The sequence below is a fragment of the Vibrio sp. SCSIO 43135 genome, assembly GCF_023716665.1.
Taxonomy (GTDB): Bacteria; Pseudomonadota; Gammaproteobacteria; order Enterobacterales; family Vibrionaceae; genus Vibrio; species Vibrio paucivorans.
The window spans coordinates 1,649,895-1,665,623 of sequence record NZ_CP071860.1 but is presented as its reverse complement, the minus strand read 5'-3'; the positions used below and the strand labels follow the sequence as shown (position 1 = coordinate 1,665,623).

Genomic DNA, 15,729 nt, shown 5'->3' with positions numbered 1-15,729 from the left:
TGGAGTAACGGGGCTGAGCGGGTTTTCGAAACGTATTTTTGGTGAAGTAAGATGAATATAAGTAAGCAAGATAAAATTCTCGGTGCATTCTATGGTCAAGCACTTGGCGACTCGATGGGCATGCCCTCGGAGCTATGGCCAAGAAGCCGCGTAAAAGCCCACTTTGGCTGGATCGATCGCTTTTTGCCTGGGCCAAAAGAGAATAACGCAGCCTGCTATTTTGATGCTTGCCAGTTCACGGATGACACTTCAATGGCACTCGCCTTAGCGGATGCAATCATTGAATGTGATGGTGACATTGTTCCTGAAGTGATTGCTCGTAATGTACTGAGCTGGGCGGAAGGCTTTGACGCATTTAACAAGAATATTTTTGGTCCAAGCTCCAAAGCAGCGATGCGCGCTATCAAAGAAGGAGTGGCAATCAGTGAGCTTGAAAACAATGGGGTGACCAATGGTGCAGCAATGCGTGTGTCTCCAATGGGGTGCTTGGTTCCAACCAACAACCTAGACGACTTTATTGATTTAGTCGCGTTAGCGTCTAGCCCGACGCATAAATCCGATGTGGCGATTTCAGGTGCGGTTGCGATCGCTTGGGCCGTATCAAAAGCTGTCGAAGGTCATAGCTGGCAAGAGATCAAAGACCAGCTCCCAGCGATTGCGATTGCGGCGCAGAACAAGAACATTACAACGTTCAGTGCGTCTATGGGGGCGCGTATTGAACTGGCGCTGAGTGTGGCTTCTGAAAACAGCGGTACGGAAGAGCGTATGGAGAAAATTTATAACTTAGTTGGTGCGGGTGTAAGCACGATTGAGTCTGTCCCTGCTGCGATTGCGATGGTAGAGCTGGCACAAACGGATCCAAATCGCTGTGCGATTCTGTGTGCTAACTTAGGAGGTGACACGGATACAATTGGTGCAATGGCGACGGCAATTTGCGGTGCGTTAAATGGCATTCAATCGATCGACACTCAACTCAAGCAGCAGTTGGATGATGAGAACAAACTCGATTTCGACGGTTACGCCAAAACGTTCCTAAGACTGCGTGATATTAAGGAGCAAGCCTATGCCTCATAACGCGTTAGTAAAGCTTATTCCTACGTTAAGCAACCAACGTCAGCTGTGCTTAATTGGCGCAGCAGTGGTTGATATCGTGACGGAAACGCCAGCATTGCCAGAGCGTGGTGGCGACATTGAGATGCAAGAAAAAGGCATTCACGTTGGTGGCTGCGCATTGAACATCGCGATTGCTATCAAAAAGCTGGGGCTTGAGTCTGTCAATGCGTTGCCAATTGGCCGCGGAAAATGGGCTGATATTGTTTCTGAAGCCATGGCAGAAAAAGGCTTAACCAGCAGTCTAGACGATCCAAGTGGGGATAACGGCTGGTGTTTAGCCTTAGTTGAGCCTGATGGTGAGCGCACGTTTTTGTCGGTAAGTGGCGTAGAGAACAACTGGAGCCATGAGATCTTGTCTCAGTTGCCGTTAGCTGACGATGCTGTGATTTATCTATCGGGCTACCAGTTAGCGTCTCAAAGTGGTGAAGTACTGGTATCTTGGCTGGAAACTTTACCGAAAAGTACGGATATCTTCGTCGATTTTGGGCCTAGAATTGCGGACATTACGCCGAACACGTTTAAACGTTTGATCGCGCTGCAACCGATAGTGTCGCTCAACCGTCAAGAAGCGCAAACCTTGGGTATGGAAGACAGTTCAGAGTTTGTTAGAGCTTGGTATGATCATTACCAGTGCCCGCTGATTCTGCGTATCGACAGTGACGGTGCACTATTTAGCGTACAAGACGGTCACGGTACGGTGTCGCCATTTAAGGCTGATGTGGTCGATACCATTGGTGCCGGTGATACTCATGCTGGTGGTGTGTTGGCTGGCCTATGTTCTGGTTGGGAACTGGCTGATGCTGTTTTACTTGGCAATGCGGTTGCCTCTTATGTGGTCAGCCATGTGGGTGGTGATTGTGCGCCAAGTGTTGAGCAGATCACGGACTATCTTCAGCAGTACTAACCCTATTTACCAAGCCTAGTTCTTAGGCTTGGTTACTTTTCTTTAGCTTTTTCAACTCGACGATCTCCCCATGAATAATCGTGCATTATCTATCCTTGCAGCGGGCTGCGGGATTAACCTCTGTATTGGCGTTCTCTATACATGGAGCGTGTTTAAAAACACGTTGCTGGAATTGGGCTGGGATAATACCCAAGCGTCAATGCCATACACTATTACCATTATCACGCTGTCTATTGCACTGCTGGTCGCTGGTCGCATTCAAGATAAGATTGGCCCAAACAAAGTATTAATGGTGGGTACGTTCACTGCGGGATTAGGGATGTTGTTGTCGAGCCTTTCGCTAACACCTTGGAATCTTAACCTTAGCTTTGGAGTGCTAACCGGAGCCGGAATTGGATTTGCGTATGCATGTTTGAATCCGACTGCGATGAAGTGGTTTCACTCTTCACGTAAAGGCATGGTAAACGGCATGCTGGCTACCGCATTTGGCTTAGCGGCGATTTACCTCGCGCCATTAACCAGCTATTTGATTGTCGAGTTTGGCTTAACCATAAGCCTACAAGTGCTTGGGGTAGGGCTAATTGCGATTGCTTTCCCATTGGCGTGTACCATCAAAAATCCCCCTCAAGGCTATGTTCCTACTGAGGCTAACTCCTCTGCTAAGCAAGCGGCTAATCTTGTGGCCGTGCGTCAATTTGAGTGGCGTGACATGTTGGCGACTAAGCAATTTTACCTATTGTGGATTACTTACGCGTTTGGCGCGGCGGCAGGGCTGATGATCATTGCGAACATTACCTCTATCGCGGTGGAGCAAGCCAATATCATGCAAGGTGCTTACTTGGTAGTAACGCTCTCTATCTTTAACTCGGCTGGGCGCTTGGTTTCAGGGTTACTTAGCGACCGCATTGGTGCGCTGAAAACGCTCGGTATCGCTTTAACTTTACAGGTCTTGAACATGGGACTGTTTAGTCAGTTTGTCAGTTCATCAAGCTTAATGGTCGGCGCAGCGTTAGCTGGAATAGGTTACGGTACGTTACTGGCGGTTTTCCCTTCCATTATGGCCGATTTATATGGTTTGAAGCACTTTGGCACCAACTATGGGATTTTGTATACCGCGTGGGGCATTGGTGGGTTTATTGGACCTATTCTGGCGGCTTGGTCGGTCGATAACCGTGGCAGTTATGCGCTTGCTTATATAATTTGCGCTGTATTAGTTGCAGTGGCAGCGGCGTTAACACTGGCCGTGAAACCGATATCGTCTCAAGCAACGGAACCCATGCCGGAATTGGCAAAAACAAATGCCTAGAAGCGAAAGCTACGTTGTTTGAGGTCGACATACGATAAGGTATACTTCTCAAATACTTGGCAATAACAAGAACGCTATGACTACCTACCAGCCGCTGATAGAACTGATTCAAACTCGTATCCAGAATAAGGATAAGTCGCCGCTGTATCTCAAGATTTCAGATTCAGTAAAATTGGCGACTGAGCAGCAAATTCTCAAAGGCGGGGATTTTATCCCCACAGAGCGAGAGCTGAGCGAGGTGCTGAAAGTATCACGCATTACGGTGCGAAAAGCGCTGGATGTACTTGATAAAGAAGGCGTAATTGTTCGCTCGCGCGGTCTAGGAACCATGATCAGTGAAACGGTCGAGTATTCTGGCAAGGAAGCGACAGGCTTTTCCCAGCAAGTGGTGTTGAAAGGTAAAAAGCCCGACACTCTTTGGATTAAAAAAGACGTTGTGCCTTGCTCGGCTGAGATCGCCAAAACACTCAATATTGCCGAAAACGATCAAGTGTTCCTGCTTAAGCGCGTGCGATACATTGATGAACAAGCGGTGTCGATTGAAGAATCTTATGTCCCTGCTGAGCTGATTAAAGATCCGGATGAAATCCAGTTATCACTGTACGACTACTTCCGCAGCCAAGATATTTCGCCAACCCGAACTCAAAGTCGAGTATCAGCGAAAATGCCCACGGAAGAGTTTCTGCAAAAGCTGAATATTGAAGAAAGTGTACCAGTGTTACTCATCGAACAAACAGCGTTTGATAAAAGTGGCAAACCTATCGAATACAGTATCAATCGCTGTCGCGGTGATATGTATGTATTCGTCAGCGAAGACTCATAAGTCGTTAGCTCTATTGATAAAAACGGCCCTCAGTATGAGGGCCGTTTTTGTTTATGTCTCTGCGATAGTGGCAGTACGTGTATCTATTATCATCTAATCACATCACCATTTTAACCGCTGAAACATACTCATAGCGGAATCGAAATTCTTCTCTTTCTCCATTGTTCAGTTTGGTTGAACGAATCTTTAAAATTACTGGATATATTTAACTTCCCTTATTGGATATCTTAGCCCCGTGCTTTGACGGACATCAAAAACAGATCGTTTTTCCTGCCCTCTCGTCACTTCTTTGGACGCTCACCCAAAGGAAAATATAACAAAATCAAACTAATAGGTGTTCAATATGAAAAAGCCTTTAAAAGCGCTAGTGCTTGCTCTTGGGTTATCCCTTGGTGCGGCCAACAGTTATGCGCTGTCTCTCGAACCGCTAGAGAAAGACTTCACTTTACAGCTTCTTGGCTCCGGTGGGCCAATCTCAGATGATTTGCGATCGTCGTCTGGCGAGCTGATTTGGTGGAAAGGAAAGTCGCGCGTGATGATTGATGCTGGTGGTGGTGTGTATCTGCGATTTGGGCAAGCGGGCGGAAAACTGGAAGATTTAGACTTCCTTGGTTTGACTCACTTCCATACCGACCATGTGGCTGACGTACCGGCTCTGTTAAAAGGCGGCTACTTCTTTGACCGTCAAGATCCACTTGATATCGCTGGCCCAGAAGCAGGCTCTGCATTTCCAAGTCTAACGGGTTACATGAAAGCCTTATTCGATGGAGACAAGGGTGCGTATGCCTACTTGAATGGCCTGTTCGACGGCAGCGATGGCTTATTCCCTGTCACGATCACTGATGTGCCATACACCAGCTCACACGGTATCACCGTCTACCAACAAGATGGCTTGACCATCTCCGCGTTGGGGATCCCCCATGGTGATGTGCCTGCTTTGGCTTATCGAGTTGAAAGCGACGAAGGCGTGATAGTGATTTCTGCGGATCAAAACGGCAGCAACCCAGACTTTATCGACTTTGCTAAAGGGGCTGACATCTTATTGATGCCTTTAGCGATTCATGAAGAAGCGGGTGAAGTTTCGACATTTATGCATGCTAAACCATCCATTGTCGGCAAGATCGCTGCAGAAGTGAATCCAAAAATCTTAGTGCTTAATCACTGGATGGGGCTTGGACTCAAGCTCAAGCCGGAATCGATCAAGATCGTTAAAGAGTACTACCACGGTCAAGTGATCGCTGGTCATGACTTATCAAGTTACCCAATCAGTGCAGCGAAGGAGATCTCCCATGAATAATAAGCTCGCTCTTTCTATCGCGATGACATCGGTCATCACGCTTAACTCAGGTATGGCGTTTGCCGATACGCCAACAGAAGCGCCAGTGGAAGCTCAGTCGAGCTCTCAACATGGCGGTAAATGTGCCGCGGGTAAATGTGGTACAGAAAAACGCTTTGAGAAACAAGAACTCAAGAGCGATCCACAAGGTCGTTTAGTTCGTGCTCGTGACGGCAAATGTGGCGTGACAGGCGAAGGCATCAACCCGTCAGAAGAAACACTTCGACTCACCAAAAGCAAAGTAACAGGTGGAGTATGCGGACAATAACCAATACATCAAAAGGCATTGGACTGCGCAGCGAACATGTCGACTTGCTGTGTCAGTTGCCAGAGCACCCAGATATTGATTTTCTAGAGTTAGCGCCGGAAAACTGGATGAACATGGGCGGTCTCAAGCGCGAACAGCTTCAAGAGATTGCTAAACGTTACCCGCTCGTGGCGCACGGTTTGAGCTTATCCATTGGCGATTGCCAACCGCTGAACGAGTCCTTTGTAAGAGAGGTTGCACGCTTTCTCGATGAATTGAATATCGACATCTATAGCGAACACCTGAGTTTCTCGCGTGATCATCAAGGCTATTTGCATGAACTGCTTCCGATCCCTCGACACAAAGAAAACATCCCGTATCTGGTAGAGCGTATTAAAAGGGTGCAAGACATCATCCAACGCCCAATCGCATTGGAGAATATCTCTTACTACCACAATTACGGGGATGAAATGCCAGAAGGCGAGTTTATCGCAGAGATCAGTGAGCGTAGTGGCTGTGAACTGCTTATCGACATCAATAACGTGTTTGTGAATAGCCGCAATCACCGCTATTGCCCATACGACATGATCAACACTCTGCCTAGTGATGCGATTCGCTACTACCACATCGCAGGCCATTTGAAAGAGCAGGATAACTTCTTGCTTGATACTCATGGCAAACCAGTACCCAGTGAAGTGGTCGACCTGGCTCGTTATACCTATTCCGTGCATGGCAGTAAGCCACTACTGCTAGAGCGTGACCATAACGTGCCACCGTTGTTGGCGTTGGCTGAAGAATTGCGAGGTGTCCATGACGATATCCTCGACTTTAGCCAAACCATTACCACTTTGTGTGAGGAGGTGTTGAATGATTAACCCTCCCAACAAGATGCTTGAACAAACGGAATCGTTGACGGCGTTGATCCGGTTGCCAAATGAGCAACTGGCAAGGTGCCGATATAGCGAATTTATCCGCGACAACATTCTAGGTGTGGTTGCGAATACATTCCCTCTGTTTTCGTCGCAATTTACCGATGCTCAACTGATGCAGATGGCCGAAGAGTTTGTTGCTGTGCATGGCTCATCCTTGCCGGAGTTTCACCATATCGCCACTGAGTTTGTTCAATTTCTGCAGTGCAGCCGCGACGGTGACAAGCTGCCCGTATTTGCAGATCAACTGGCCTTGCTGGAATACGAGTGGGTGGCATTTAATGCAGAAATAGACACATTGGATGCGGCATTTTTTGATGGGGAAAAACAGGCAATCCAGCAAGACGATAGCGTGTGGCTCAACCCAACGCTTAGGCTGGTTGAAGTGCCGTTTTTGCTCCACCAAGACACGGTGACGTTCTTAACTCGCCGGCGACACCCAGTGTTCTATGCCGTGTTTCGCAACTCGCATCATCACGTGATATCGCAAAAACTCCGAGAAGTGGATGTCGCGCTGATTCAATTACTACAACAGCAAAACCTGACTCTGGCGCAACTACAACACATTGCTGCTCAGCACCTCGCCAGATTCAGTTTCATGGAGTGGGCTCAACACTTCAATGAAATCGGGCTGCTTTCAGTCCAACCTTTAGGAGAAAAATTATGATTAAGTCAGCTCTCAACTGGTTCGACGCTGTCGTCGAAAAATGCAAAAAATACGATTACTTGGCGTTACTCTCAATTCGCCTCTACTTGATTCCGGTGATTTTTGTCGGTGCTCGATCTAAGGTGCTGGGCTTTTCTGGTACGGTCGCGTGGTTTGGCGCATCAACAGCCGATGGTGGCTTGAACTTACCTTTTCCTGAACTACTGGCGTTTTTAGCGGCGGGAACTGAAGTGCTGGGGTGCATTTGTATCGCTTTGGGCTTGTTTACCCGAGTGATGTCGATTCCGATGATCTTTTTAATGAGTGTGGCAAGTGCCATGGTGCATTGGAAACATGGTTGGGATGCCATTGCAACCAGCGGAATGGAAGCCACAGTACGTTTGAATGGCTTCATTGAGTGGCTGGCGGTGAACTTCCCTGGCCGATACAACTACATCACAGAACTGGGCGACCCGGTGATGCTCAACAACGGGATGGAGTTCGCGGCAACTTACTTTGTGATGCTACTGGTGCTGTTCTTCTACGGTGGTGGCCGTTACGTGAGCCTAGACTACTGGTTGAGAAAACCATTCTCCAACTCCACAGACAAAGCGTAAATTCACTCTTAACGCTTTATTAAACAGTTATACATTTCTCTTATCTAACCCGCTACATCAGTAGCGGGAAGGAGTTCTTATGCTTACAGATGTCGTTGATCTGTCGCGGTTTCAGTTCGCGAGTACCGCGCTTTATCACTTTATATTCGTTCCTCTGACCATAGGTTTGTCTTTCTTGCTGGCCGTGATGGAGTCTTTGTACGTCATGACGGGGAAAACCATCTACAAAGATATGACCAAGTTTTGGGGCAAACTGTTCGGAATTAACTTTGCCGTTGGGGTTGCCACCGGCCTGACCATGGAGTTCCAATTTGGCACTAACTGGGCGTACTACTCCCATTACGTGGGCGATATTTTTGGTGCGCCGTTAGCCATTGAAGCCTTGATTGCGTTCTTCCTTGAGTCAACGTTAGTCGGGATGTTCTTTTTTGGTTGGGACCGCTTGTCTAAGCGCCAGCACTTATCGGTCACTTGGCTCACGGCTCTGGGATCTAACTTCTCTGGTTTGTGGATCTTGATGGCCAATGGCTGGATGCAAAACCCAGTGGGGGCGGAGTTCAATTATCAAACCATGCGAATGGAAATGACCAACTTTATTGAGGTGGTCTTCAACCCCGTAACACAGGTGAAGTTCGTGCATACCGTGGCGGCGGGCTACACCACAGGCGCGCTGTTTATTATGGGCATCAGTGCGTATTACTTATTAAAGGGCCGAGACATTGCCTTCGCGCGTCGTTCATTTGCCGTTGCCTCAGCGTTTGGTATGGCTGCTATCGTTTCAACCCTAATGCTCGGAGACGAGTCAGGTTATGAACTGGGTGATGTGCAGCAAGTGAAATTGGCGGCAATAGAGTCGGAATGGCACACCGAAGAAGCACCGGCTTCATTCACGCTGTTTGGTTTCCCTAATCAAGAAACCATGGAAACGGATTACGCGATAAAAATCCCTTACGTTATGGGCATCATTGCCACCCGTTCACTCGATGAACCTGTTATCGGACTTCGTGATTTGATGGCGCAAAGCGAGCAGCGAATTCGCTCGGGAATGCAAGCCTATGGGTTACTGGAAGAGCTTCGTTCAGGAAACGATAGTGCCGATAACATCGCAAAATTCGATTCAGTGAAGCAAGATCTTGGTTACGGCTTGCTACTCAAGAAGTACACCGACAAGGTGACGGATGCGAGCGAAAGCCAAATCAAGCAAGCTGCACAAGATACCATTCCTCAAGTGGCGCCTTTGTTCTGGAGTTTCCGTATTATGGTGGCCTGTGGGGTATTGATGTTCACCATCATCGGCCTGTCATTCGTTCAGGTTTGTCGCAGAAAGCTGGGTTCAAATCGTTGGTTGCTGAAAGCATCGTTGTGGGCGATTCCATTACCATTTATTGCCTGTGAAGCGGGTTGGTTTGTGGCTGAATACGGGCGTCAGCCGTGGGCAATCGGTGAAGTTCTGCCAGTGAACATGGCGGCTTCTAACCTAGCGCCAAGTGAGATTTGGTTGTCACTCGCGTTTGTATATCTGTTCTATACCGCGTTCTTAATCGTTGAAATGTATTTGATGGTTAAGTTTGCCAAACGTGGCCCGAGCGTACTCAAAACTGGCCGTTATCACTACGAAAATACGCCTAGCGATGACAAAAGAAATGACTCACTTGCGCTGATCGACCAGCACTAAGGAAAGACTATGTTTGATTATGAAACCTTACGTCTGTTTACCTGGGCGGTCGTCGGGGTACTGCTAATTGGTTTTACCATAACTGATGGCTTTGATATGGGTGTCGCCGCACTATTACCTGTGATGGGCAAAGATAACCTAGATCGTCGCGTGATGCTCAATTCGATTGCACCTCACTGGGATGGCAACCAAGTTTGGCTGATAACGGCTGGCGGAGCCATCTTCGCTATTTGGCCACTGGTGTATGCGGCTGCATTTTCTAGCTTTTACATTGCGATGCTTCTGGTACTTGCCTCATTGTGGCTGCGCCCAATCGGCATGGATTATCGCGCCAAAATTGATGACCCTCAGTGGCGCAAAGCGTGTGATGTTGCTCTGTTTGTCAGTGGTATCGTGCCTCCAATTATCTTTGGTGTCGGCTTTGGTAACCTGCTGGTGGGAGTACCGTTTGAACTCAACAACTTACTGATGCTCGATTATCAAGGTGGGTTCTTTGACTTACTGACTCCGTTCCCAATTCTTTGTGGGTTAGTGAGCTTAGCAATGGTGATGACACAAGGTGCCACCTTCCTACAAATGAAGACCAAGGATGAACTGCGTAGCCGAGCTCAAACCATGACGCTGTATGGTGCAAGTGCGACCATGTTGCTGTTTATGTTTGGTGGATTGTTTGCAGCCGCTCATGCGGGTTACCTGATTGATGGCTCTATCGCGGCGGATGCGGTGTCGAATCCGCTCAATAAGCACGTAGTGGCCGTGGCTGGGAACCTGCTGCATAACTTTAGCGATGTGCCATCACTCTGGCTGATTCCATTCACTGCGGTGTTCAGTTTATTGCTTTGCTTGTGGGCGACCGTCAGCCGCCGTGCTGGCTTAGCTTTTACCATGTCTAGCATAGCGATTGCGTGCATCATATTAACGGCAGGTGTGGCGCTGTTCCCAATGATTATGCCATCCAGCATTAATCCGTCGCACAGCCTGACCATTTGGGATGCGACGTCGAGTGAGAAAACGCTCGGTATCATTTCTATCGTCGCGATTATTGTGGTGCCGGTGATCTTGGGTTACACCGCTTGGTGTTATTACAAAATGTTCGGTCGGTTAGATAACGACTATATCCGCGACAACAGTTCGTCACTCTATTAAGGAGATTGGTATGTGGTATTTGTGCTGGGTTCTTGGCATTCTTCTCGCTTGCTCATTCGGTATCATCAATGGCTTATGGAATGAAAATACGGGTCGATTCGATGGTGAAGAGTTCTAACAGGCCGATAAGCTAAAGATAAACGCCCTCAAAATTAGAGGGCGTTTTAGTTTAGTGTTTGATTTGGTGGTTTAAAAGAGGAGGCTCTTTCCTGCTTACTTAGCGAAGTCGACAGGATCGAGCTCAGTGCCTTTCGCCTTTTTTGCAGAAGGTTTGTTTGCCTGTTTTAGCTCAACCAGTGCCGCGTCGGACTTGTTGGTGTGAATGGCTTGGCTTCGGCCATTATTCTTAGCTTGGTAAAGTGCAGTGTCAGCCGCTTTGATTAGCTCGGTAGTGGATGCATTGAGATCAGGGTAGGTGGTAACACCAATAGATACACCAAGTTGACCAAGCGATAACCCTTTCATGTCTAGATGCAGCTCTCGCACCTCTCTGACTATTTCGTCTGCAAGGGCAAGGGATTCATCTATGGTGCAATTTGGGCTGATGACAGCCAGTTCTTCCCCACCTAGGCGGCACGCCACATGTTCTTCTCCAATGACTCTTTTAAGCAGGTTAGAAACTTCTTTTAGCACGTAATCGCCAGCATCGTGACCGAAGTTGTCGTTAAATCGCTTGAAGTGGTCGAGATCAAGCATTAACAGTGACAGAGGCGTTTGGTCTGCACTCGATTTAGACCACTCGTTGTCGAACACTTCTTCAAAGTAACGACGGTTGAATAGACCTGTAAGTGGATCGCTGAGTGCTTGAGAGCGGAGTTTCTCTTGCAGGCTTAAGTTCGCCAGTGCTAAGCCTAAGTGCTCGGCAATGGTAAATGCGAGCTGCTTAGTTTCTTCGGAGACGGTTTTCACTTCCTGACCAAAATAAAGATGGTACATACCTACGGTATTACCGTGTGCAGTTAAAGGGATACAAAGGGTGAGGCCTTGGTCTTCGCATTGGCTCATGTGGCTACAAGGCAGGTGATGATGTTCATCCGCTGATAAATGGTATTTACCCTTGCGAAGTGCCCAACAATCATGGGGAGCGTAGATCTTATTGGCTGGCCAATCACCACCCCAATCGAGCTTCACTTCCAATTGGTTACGCGATTCACGCATGATGGATACACAGCCATTAATGTCACCTAAGATGCGAGGAATGATATCGGCTACAACGGTTTGTGCTTCTTTGATGTTGTTACATGCAGCTAGCATGTTGGCTAGGCGATGGAGTAGCTCGATTTCTTGGGTGCTGCGGCGAATCCGTTCTTCTTGTTGGTCGCGCTCATTATTGATCAGAAACAGCAGGCGGCGGTTAGAAACCCAAGATGAGAACACTAAGATCACCAGTGAGCTAACTAAAAGCGCAAAAACGATCAGCTGTAAGTCTTTCGCCATCGAGGTCAGTGTGGTCATCGGCATGGCTAACCTGAGCACGTAGGTTGAGTCGTGACCATGCTCATCCGGTGGCAGTTCTAGCCTCTTGGCGACGTATAACATCTCTTGGTTAACGGTAGAGCTGTAATGTTTAGACATCCCATGGTCGCCGGCCAATGCAGCCATCACTTCTGGCCGAGAACTGTGGTCGTCAGTATTGGCAATTTCGCGCCCGTTGAGCTGTGAATCCCCTAATACTTTGCCACTACTGTGAATGATGGTGAATCTACGCCCGACTCCGGCTTGAGAAAGGGTATCCAGAAATTGATCGATCTCTACTGAGCTCATATCGTATAAGTCGAGGTTCTTCTCTTGCACCTGATGGGAAACATCATCGACTAAATTGAGCATGTAGCCGCTCACGATTTGGGTTAACCAGTCGTCTAAAGTTTTATTATAAAAGTAGCCGCCAGCCAGCATGGAAAGTGCAAGGGTGATGATCGGAAAATATTGAAATTTAGCGAACGATTTTTTTTTCATAACAGCCCCGTAGATCACCTAGCATTTACTTGTTTATTTTTGCCTTACTTATTGTGTGGTTTCTCTTTATAAACAAGCTTTTATGTAAACATTTAATTCTTTAGTTTAGACGGAATATTTGGGTTTGCATTATCGAGTTGATATAAAACTCATTTATTATGGTAGAAAGTCAAAAATCGGAGGCACAGACCCTAATTTTTTACAGCTTGAATCACGTTTTCAAGGTTATTAGCACTTCCTCTTTTTCTTATTCATATTTTGCTTTATAACGAATACACCAACACTGAGTATTATGAGGGTGTGTAGAACAACACGCTCTAACCAAGGAGAGCCTCGATGGGCGTAGAAATCGTCAAAATATCCCCACAACACGACAGTGATGTTTGCCAAATCATCAAACAAGTTGGCCGAGAGTATGGCGCTGTCGGTGAAGGCTTTGGGCCATCGGATGCAGAAGTGGAGTGCATGAGTCAGTACTATACCGAAGAACATCGCAGCTTATATTTAGTCGCGTTGGTAAACGGTGAAGTAGTCGGGGGCTGTGGAGTGGCCCCATTTGGCGATGTAGAGGCGACCTGTGAGTTGAAAAAGCTCTTCTTGCTCGAGCAAAGCAGAGGCTTGGGCTTAGGTAAAAAGCTCACATTGGCGTGTTTAGAATATGCCAAACAGCAAGGTTTTGAACGTTGCTACTTAGATACTTTGTCTAACATGGATTCGGCCATTCGACTCTACGAACACCTTGGCTTTGAACATCTAGAACAGCCTTTGGAAGGCACGCTTCACAACGGTTGTGATGTGTGGATGATTAAATCGCTGTAACGAGTACCACTGTGATTTCCATCAATGAACAAGCCCCGCAACCAGTGCGGGGCTTGTTCTTTAAGTGGCTATATTACAAATCATTAAAGCTGATGCATTGAATCTTCTCGACTTCCAACCAGTGCTTTAGTTCTGATGAAGTGAGTATTTGCAACTCTTCTAGCCTTTTATCTGTATAGCCTGTGAGTGAGCATAGCTCTTCGGTTACTTGATTTGCTGGGTGACACATTAGCTCCACGCTACCGCTCGGTATTTGTGATCTGTAAGCCGATAAAATGGCTTTCAGATGCTCCATGGTTGCGCCATCGTCGAAGAATCCGAGCTCAAACACGTCAGGTGTTTTGACGTTAAGAGGATCTTGCCCTGCCACAATGGAGTCAACGCGCCTTACCGGAATTTGTACGGTGTTTGCAAACTGAATGAACGCCTGTTTGAGTGCTGGGTAAATACCACCAAAGTGATGAGTGTCGATATGAGTCAGCTTAAAGCCAGCTTTCAATGCCGCGTCGTATTGAGCTTGGAGCTCATTGTAGACTTCTTTCGGGCATACATCGGTTTTTTTCAGCAAGACGGACTTGGCTAAGAAGTCGCCATTTTCATCAACCAAGCTTGCAACTCGCTCTGTTGGCAGTAACGGTTTCCCTGCCGTGACAGTAAAGTGCAACCCGACGTTGGTGACTTTACCTGCTCGGTATAGCTCGGCAGCATGCTGCGTGCCGGGTTGGTTCATCATTACTGTGGTCGACTGAACAATGCCAGCTTTGAAGCAATCAACAATGGCATTATTAACACTTTCCGTTAAACCGAAGTCATCGGCGTTCATTATCAGTTTCATGGAGACTCCTCGGCTTATTGCTCCAATATATGTGCGAATGCTGGCATAAATTCGATGTTCTCTCGAACGGTTTCTCTCAGCGCATCGTCGATGTGTGTGCCAGCGTCGACAATTGGGTTAAGAATCAATGCTCGTTTGGCTGCATTAATGTCGCCAGTCATCGCCGCCTGAACCGTTAAGGTCTCGAACTCTTTCATCAATTGAATCAGCCTTAGGGTATCCGTTGGGAACGGTTCAACGTTGAGCGGCAGAATTTCACTGCTGGTAATAACCGCGCTGACTTCAACCGCACAATCGTCTGGTAGACCTTGGATTGCACCATTGTTGCGAGTGTTGACGTGCATGATAGTACGTTTGTTGTTGTAAATACTGCTCATTAGCTCACAGGCTGCTTCAGAGTAGTAAGCACCGCCACGCTCTTCTAAGATTTTTGGTTTAGTGTCTAAGTTCGGATCGCGGTAGATTTCCAGCAGTTGTGCTTCGACTTTCGCAACCAAATCTGCACGGTTTGATTTCGACTCCGAGGCTTCAAACTCTTTGTTGATGATGTCGCGCGATTGGTAGTAATAACGCAGGTACGCACAAGGCACCATGCCCATATCGCGTAGCAAGTCAGCATCCCAATTGAATGGAGGGATGTTTTTCGGCGTCATTTGATCATTGCCTTGCAGCAGTTCTTCAAGAACTTGCTCAAGTTTATCTTCACCTTTATGCAGCACTTTTCTTGCCCAAACCAAATGGTTTAATCCAGCGATTTGCATGGTGATGTCTTTTCGTTCGACATCGAGCATCTTCGCTGCGCCACGTTCCATATTGACTGGGACATTACACAAACCGACTGTTTTAATGTTTGAGTAGCGAGTGAGCGCTTCGGTCACCATGCCTGATGGATTGGTGAAGTTTAGTAACCACGCATTCGGGCAAAGTTCTTCCATTTCCTTGGCAATTTCAAGTGCGATTGGAATGGTACGGCAGGCATTAGAAAAGCCGCCTAAGCCATTGGTCTCTTGGCCAATCATTTTGTATTTTAGTGCGATTCGCTCATCACGAATGCGGGCTTCCAAACGCCCTGCACGAAACTGCGAACAAACAAAATCGGCACCTTCGAGAGCGGTTTTTCTATCGGTTGTAAGGTGAACGCGAATTTGGCAACCCGCCTTGGCAATCATTCGCTCGGTTAGGTTGGCGATGATGGTTGCCTTTTCCATTCCTTCTTCGATATCGACTAACCAAAGATCCGAAATTGGTAGTTCATGAGAACGAGTCAGCAAGCCTTCAACTAATTCTGGTGTGTAGCTAGAGCCACCACCGATAACGACAACTTTTAAGTTTTTTTGTTTTGCCATGCTATTCACCTTATTGATATTGGATTACATG

Annotated in this window: 16 protein-coding genes; 13 read left to right on the top strand and 3 right to left on the bottom strand. The window is 47.4% G+C overall.

Annotated elements, in window-relative coordinates; all coding sequences use genetic code 11:
* The first annotated feature begins 51 nt into the window (after positions 1-51).
* From J4N42_RS22060 to cydX, 12 genes are all read left to right on the top strand, one after another.
* A complete protein-coding gene (locus tag J4N42_RS22060) occupies positions 52-1,074 on the top strand; it encodes an ADP-ribosylglycohydrolase family protein (protein ID WP_252032538.1) in 1,023 nt (340 codons plus the stop codon).
* Positions 1,064-2,017 carry a PfkB family carbohydrate kinase gene (locus J4N42_RS22055; RefSeq protein ID WP_252032535.1) on the top strand — a complete coding sequence of 318 codons (954 nt, stop codon included), beginning with the start codon at positions 1,064-1,066 and terminating at the stop codon, positions 2,015-2,017. The genes J4N42_RS22060 and J4N42_RS22055 overlap by 11 nt, the downstream gene beginning before the upstream one ends.
* Positions 2,018-2,087: 70 nt before the next feature.
* Complete coding sequence (locus tag J4N42_RS22050) at positions 2,088-3,323, top strand: L-lactate MFS transporter (RefSeq protein WP_252032533.1); 1,236 nt, start codon at positions 2,088-2,090, stop codon at positions 3,321-3,323.
* A 76-nt stretch (positions 3,324-3,399) separates the two neighbouring features.
* Complete coding sequence (locus J4N42_RS22045; protein WP_252032531.1) at positions 3,400-4,146, top strand: GntR family transcriptional regulator; 747 nt, start codon at positions 3,400-3,402, stop codon at positions 4,144-4,146.
* A gap of 343 nt (positions 4,147-4,489) precedes the next feature.
* On the top strand, positions 4,490-5,443 hold the full coding sequence (locus tag J4N42_RS22040; protein WP_252032529.1) for an MBL fold metallo-hydrolase: 954 nt from the start codon (positions 4,490-4,492) through the stop codon (positions 5,441-5,443).
* Complete coding sequence (locus J4N42_RS22035) at positions 5,436-5,750, top strand: hypothetical protein (protein WP_252032527.1); 315 nt, start codon at positions 5,436-5,438, stop codon at positions 5,748-5,750. Before J4N42_RS22040 ends, J4N42_RS22035 begins: the two co-directional genes overlap by 8 nt.
* On the top strand, positions 5,738-6,604 hold the full coding sequence (locus tag J4N42_RS22030) for an MbnB/TglH/ChrH family RiPP precursor modification enzyme (protein ID WP_252032525.1): 867 nt from the start codon (positions 5,738-5,740) through the stop codon (positions 6,602-6,604). The genes J4N42_RS22035 and J4N42_RS22030 overlap by 13 nt, the downstream gene beginning before the upstream one ends.
* Positions 6,597-7,325, top strand: coding sequence for an HvfC/BufC family peptide modification chaperone (locus J4N42_RS22025; RefSeq protein WP_252032523.1), 729 nt, complete (start codon positions 6,597-6,599; stop codon positions 7,323-7,325). Before J4N42_RS22030 ends, J4N42_RS22025 begins: the two co-directional genes overlap by 8 nt.
* Positions 7,322-7,921 (top strand): HvfX family Cu-binding RiPP maturation protein, encoded by a 600-nt coding sequence (locus J4N42_RS22020; RefSeq protein WP_252032521.1) that lies wholly within the window; start codon positions 7,322-7,324, stop codon positions 7,919-7,921. The genes J4N42_RS22025 and J4N42_RS22020 overlap by 4 nt, the downstream gene beginning before the upstream one ends.
* Positions 7,922-8,000: 79 nt before the next feature.
* On the top strand, positions 8,001-9,596 hold the full coding sequence (locus J4N42_RS22015) for a cytochrome ubiquinol oxidase subunit I (protein WP_252032519.1): 1,596 nt from the start codon (positions 8,001-8,003) through the stop codon (positions 9,594-9,596).
* 9 nt (positions 9,597-9,605) lie between these two features.
* Positions 9,606-10,742, top strand: coding sequence for a cytochrome d ubiquinol oxidase subunit II (gene cydB, locus J4N42_RS22010; protein ID WP_252032517.1), 1,137 nt, complete (start codon positions 9,606-9,608; stop codon positions 10,740-10,742).
* Between the two features lie 10 nt (positions 10,743-10,752).
* A complete protein-coding gene (gene cydX, locus J4N42_RS22005) occupies positions 10,753-10,860 on the top strand; it encodes a cytochrome bd-I oxidase subunit CydX (protein WP_252032514.1) in 108 nt (35 codons plus the stop codon).
* 95 nt (positions 10,861-10,955) lie between these two features.
* Here the strand turns inward: cydX and J4N42_RS22000 are convergent, their stop codons facing one another.
* Complete coding sequence (locus J4N42_RS22000; RefSeq protein WP_252032511.1) at positions 10,956-12,698, bottom strand: sensor domain-containing diguanylate cyclase; 1,743 nt, start codon at positions 12,696-12,698, stop codon at positions 10,956-10,958.
* A 336-nt stretch (positions 12,699-13,034) separates the two neighbouring features.
* Here J4N42_RS22000 and J4N42_RS21995 point away from each other — a divergent pair, with 336 nt between their 5' ends.
* Complete coding sequence (locus tag J4N42_RS21995) at positions 13,035-13,517, top strand: GNAT family N-acetyltransferase (protein ID WP_252032509.1); 483 nt, start codon at positions 13,035-13,037, stop codon at positions 13,515-13,517.
* 73 nt (positions 13,518-13,590) lie between these two features.
* Here J4N42_RS21995 and J4N42_RS21990 read toward each other — a convergent pair whose 3' ends face one another.
* Both J4N42_RS21990 and J4N42_RS21985 read right to left on the bottom strand, forming a co-directional pair.
* Positions 13,591-14,352: a carbohydrate deacetylase gene (locus J4N42_RS21990; protein WP_252032506.1), complete on the bottom strand. Its 762-nt coding sequence runs from the start codon at positions 14,350-14,352 to the stop codon at positions 13,591-13,593.
* Positions 14,353-14,366: 14 nt separating this feature from the next.
* Positions 14,367-15,698, bottom strand: a complete 1,332-nt coding sequence (locus tag J4N42_RS21985) for a 6-phospho-beta-glucosidase (protein ID WP_252032503.1) — start codon at positions 15,696-15,698, stop codon at positions 14,367-14,369.
* Positions 15,699-15,729: the final 31 nt, after the last annotated feature.